This window comes from Marinitoga sp. 1197 (genome assembly GCF_001021165.1).
In the GTDB taxonomy this organism is placed as follows: domain Bacteria; phylum Thermotogota; class Thermotogae; order Petrotogales; family Petrotogaceae; genus Marinitoga.
Genome location: NZ_AZAY01000040.1, coordinates 1 through 3,755, shown reverse-complemented (window position 1 = coordinate 3,755; position 3,755 = coordinate 1). Strand labels below are relative to the sequence as shown.

The following is a 3,755-nucleotide window of genomic DNA, read 5'->3' as shown; positions in this document are numbered from 1 at the left end:
ATCTTACATGGAATTCTTCAGGAATTTTTCCTAAATTTGTGTTTTCAAAATTTTCATTGAGGATCAACTCATATTCCAAATCTGGTTTATATTTTTCAAGAATAATTTTTAAATCTTCAAGCAAGTCAGGACTGGCTGCCTTCCATTTTACAGCATCTTCATAAATTTGATATATTTCATTATAAAAATTTAGAAATTCTGTTTGACATTCACTTGGAGGATTATTTGGTTTCCATGGAGTATAATTTTTTGAGAAAGAAATTATAATTATAAATAATATCCATACTAAAATAACTATTTTTTTCATAATTAATCATCTCCCATATATTATTTTATAAATATAATAAAAATGATAAATTATTTTAAAGAATTAGTATAGTTCTGAGTTATTATGTAACTATAATACTTCACTCTCTTCCTGCATTTAAGTATTTGGCAAAGTTAGAATCTTATTTAAAAGGATGTGTTTTTATGTTGTTTATCGGTATTGAAATTTCTAAAGGTTATTTTGTTTTTTTTAAAGAAAATCTGCGAATGTCTTTAAAGTATTTTACTTCTGATTTCATTTATAATTTTTTTAACGATAAATTTAATGATTTTATTTATTCTTATAATTTTTCTAATTTTTTCGTTTCTGTAAAATAATGAATTTTTCTTATTTTTGTCTAATTTCCTGGGGTCAAGCTGCTATTTTACCCACTATATTTGGAAAAGGATCATATTTTTTAAAAAAAGGGCTGTATTATATGTTAAAAAATTTTAAAGATAAAAATTAAAGTATTAAATATTACCATGTCCATTTAGATGCGTTATATTTTTCAAATGCTTTATTTAGTTTCTTTGGGTTTCTTTCTCTATTACTCTTACTGATTTTTGAACCACAATTTGGACAATTTTGACCCAAAAATCCTCTTTTTAATTCATTTTCGCATCCAACCCAGCCACACTTTTTACAGACCAATAAATAAGGAACGGCAGTATGACAATTTGGACAATGAAATACATATTGTTCCATTTTATTCCCTCCTAAAATACAGTTCTTACCTTCTTCAAAAATTCTAAAACCATATTGTTTACAATACTTTCATATTATCTTTTTAAGAGGTTTGCCTCCCTGGTGTATAATATAATTAGTTAAATTATCGTTTAATTCGGTAAAATTAAACTATACATTTTTACAGGGAGGTTAAATCATGAGTAATAATCCTAAACAATTTTATCTCGATTTTGTCTATGATGAATATATGAAATCTAATTCTTCTTTTGCTTATATCCTTACCATTTTTGATTATATTGACTGGTCTCTTGTTCCTGAGATTTTAAATCATGCTGCACAAGCAGAATGATTTAATTTAATTTTCTTTAATTTATAATTTTTATTCTTAACTTTTGCGAAGCAATGCTTCTGGTGTTGGTAGAACTGGTTATTCTCCTGTTTCTATGATTAAAGCTATTTTAATTAAAATTATTAAAAATCTTAATTCTACTTCTGATCTTATTGATGAACTTTATTCTAATCCTTATTTAGCCCAAACTATTGGCTTTGATCCTATTAGAAATTATGTTCCTGCTAAATCTACTTTTTCTATGTTTAGAAAATCTTTTGATATTAATATTATTTACCTTCTTATTACTGATCTTTTGTTTAAAGGTATTTCTTCTGGTTTTATCTCTACTGAATTTTTAGCTGTTGATTCTTTTCCAAATCATGCTGCGCAAGCTGCATGATTTATTTTATATTTTTATTTTAATTATTTTATCCATTTGCTTTTTGCAAAGCAAATGTTGATTCTCATTTTAATAATTTTAAGTCTTTTAAACTTGGTAATAATACTAATAAGTTTAAGGACTATTATTCTTCTCCTCTTGATGCTGATTATGGAGTTAAACCCATTTCTAATGATAATGTCAAATTTTATGATAAAGAAGGTAATCCTAAAAAAGTTATGTTCTATGTTGGTTATAAGGCTCATGTTATTTCTTTTTTAAATATTCCTGAATCATGCTGCGCATGCTGTATGATTCTTTTATTTTTTATTTTAATTATTTTATCCTTTTATTTTTTGCGAAGCAAAATGTATGGGTTATCTTGAATTTACTGGTTCTAAGGTCCTTGCTGATAAAGGTTATGATTCTGCTAAGATTTATGATTTTGTTCATCTTGTTTTTGATGGTTCTGCTTTTATTCCTTTGCGTTCTAATTCAGTTCAACATACCCCTGAATCATGCTGCGCAGCTGTATGATTCTTTTATTTTATTCTAAATTTTTTAATATTATTTTTTGTATTATCTTTTGTATTTTTTTGCGAAGCAAAATGTTATGTCCCTTTGTTAAAGAAGATAAACCAGATTCTTGTTCAAAATTAAATTGTTATCGTTATCAAAATTATTCTAAAAATAATTTTAGAATGTTTCTTTTTAGAAATTCCGACTTTTTTAAAAAGAATTATTCTAAACGTCCTCTTATTGAATCTCTTTTTTCAAGGTTAGAATCTATTTTATCCCATACTAAATTACGCTTTACTAATTCCGTTGCTCTTGAAGCTAATCTTATTAATCTATTTTTTATTGCTTCTGCTTTTTTAGCTCATGATATGGGTAGAGATGATTTACTTACTTCTATTAAATCAACTCGTTCTAATTTTGTTCGGAGATAATATACATACTTACTATTGACTATTTTTATTATTTATTTTTTTTTTTTGAAATTTCAATCTTTCAAATTAGCGAATCTTTTTGATTCATTCTTTTGGTTTCTGCTTTTCATACTACTTTTCAGTTTGATTTCGTCCCTTTTTTCTACTTCTTTGTTTCCCCTCTCTCTAATTTTGCTAATTTTTCCCTGTTTACCTTTGTGTAATCTTTTTTGCTTTGCCGTTACTTTCTTTTTCCTCTATTTTTGAAGATCCTATTTTCTTTCATTCATATAATATCATATTTTTTCTTTTTTTACCCACTGTTTTTGGAAGAGAACCATAATTTTTCCTCTGATTCTAAGTTGGCATCTTTTGCTGGTATTCGTTGGGATTTAAACGATTCTGGTAAAGTTTCTAATAATCACAAGCCTTTATCTAAAAAAGGTAATAAATATTTGCGTTATTATTTTTATCAAGCAGCTTCTTCCGCTATTAGATTTGATCCAGTTTTAAAAGCTTATTACGGCACTAAACGTAGGCAGGGAAAATCTCATAAAGCAGCTGTCATTTTAACTGCTAGAAAATTAATCCGTAGTATCTTTTTTATGCTTAAAAATAATGTTTCTTATCAACCTATTGAATTATATCAACCAACCCGGAAGAAGCTAGTTATTCAAAAAGAAACTTAGCCAAAAATATTGCTTTAATTATATAATTTAAATTTTTAAATTCTTATATTTTTAATTTTTGCACACTGTGCATATATTTTGTTATTCTTTTTTTTAATGACTTTTTTGTTTGTTACAATTCTTTTAATTATTTCCTGTTTTTTCTTTTTCTACTTGACTTAATACCGGTGACTTTCAATTGTTTGATTTTTACTTGTTTTTATATGAACTAATTTTAAAGTTAATATCCAGAAACACCATATGCGAAAAACCACAGCATATCATATTCTAATACCGGATTTGCAGGATCGGATATATCTATAATGACCAATCCATTAGAAGAATCCGCAACGAAAGCTAAATTGTCTTTTACATATACTCCATTTGCCCACCTCGCAGTATCGTAATGACCAATTTGTTCTGGATTATATGGATCGGATATATCTATAAT

At 26.3% G+C, this 3,755-nt stretch carries 7 protein-coding genes; 4 read left to right on the top strand and 3 right to left on the bottom strand.

Annotation, left to right across the window (positions count from 1 at the left end):
- The coding region (locus tag X275_RS09145; protein WP_047268524.1) for a hypothetical protein at nucleotides 1–307 on the bottom strand (307 nt) is incomplete at its 3' end.
- Nucleotides 308–787: 480 nt separating this feature from the next.
- Nucleotides 788–1,015: a hypothetical protein gene (locus X275_RS09140; RefSeq protein ID WP_047268523.1), complete on the bottom strand. Its 228-nt coding sequence runs from the start codon at nucleotides 1,013–1,015 to the stop codon at nucleotides 788–790.
- A gap of 178 nt (nucleotides 1,016–1,193) precedes the next feature.
- Here X275_RS09140 and X275_RS11560 point away from each other — a divergent pair, with 178 nt between their 5' ends.
- The 4 genes from X275_RS11560 (at nucleotide 1,194) to X275_RS09125 (ending at nucleotide 3,325) form a co-directional block, all read left to right on the top strand.
- Nucleotides 1,194–1,346 (top strand): hypothetical protein, encoded by a 153-nt coding sequence (locus X275_RS11560; RefSeq protein ID WP_156166166.1) that lies wholly within the window; start codon nucleotides 1,194–1,196, stop codon nucleotides 1,344–1,346.
- A gap of 43 nt (nucleotides 1,347–1,389) precedes the next feature.
- A complete protein-coding gene (locus tag X275_RS09135) occupies nucleotides 1,390–1,728 on the top strand; it encodes a transposase (protein WP_084825175.1) in 339 nt (112 codons plus the stop codon).
- A 351-nt stretch (nucleotides 1,729–2,079) separates the two neighbouring features.
- Nucleotides 2,080–2,244 carry a hypothetical protein gene (locus X275_RS11555; protein WP_156168766.1) on the top strand — a complete coding sequence of 55 codons (165 nt, stop codon included), beginning with the start codon at nucleotides 2,080–2,082 and terminating at the stop codon, nucleotides 2,242–2,244.
- Between the two features lie 718 nt (nucleotides 2,245–2,962).
- Nucleotides 2,963–3,325, top strand: coding sequence for a transposase (locus tag X275_RS09125; RefSeq protein WP_197072643.1), 363 nt, complete (start codon nucleotides 2,963–2,965; stop codon nucleotides 3,323–3,325).
- 220 nt (nucleotides 3,326–3,545) lie between these two features.
- Here X275_RS09125 and X275_RS09120 read toward each other — a convergent pair.
- On the bottom strand, nucleotides 3,546–3,755 hold a 210-nt coding region (locus X275_RS09120; protein WP_047268520.1), incomplete at its 5' end, for a hypothetical protein.

Bases quoted from the DNA above. Each gene is read 5' to 3' on its own strand.
- X275_RS11560 (WP_156166166.1), top strand. From the start codon at position 1,194: ATGAGTAATAATCCTAAACAATTTTATCTCGATTTTGTCTATGATGAA.
- X275_RS09140 (WP_047268523.1), bottom strand. From the start codon at position 1,015: ATGGAACAATATGTATTTCATTGTCCAAATTGTCATACTGCCGTTCCT.
- X275_RS11555 (WP_156168766.1), top strand. From the start codon at position 2,080: ATGGGTTATCTTGAATTTACTGGTTCTAAGGTCCTTGCTGATAAAGGT.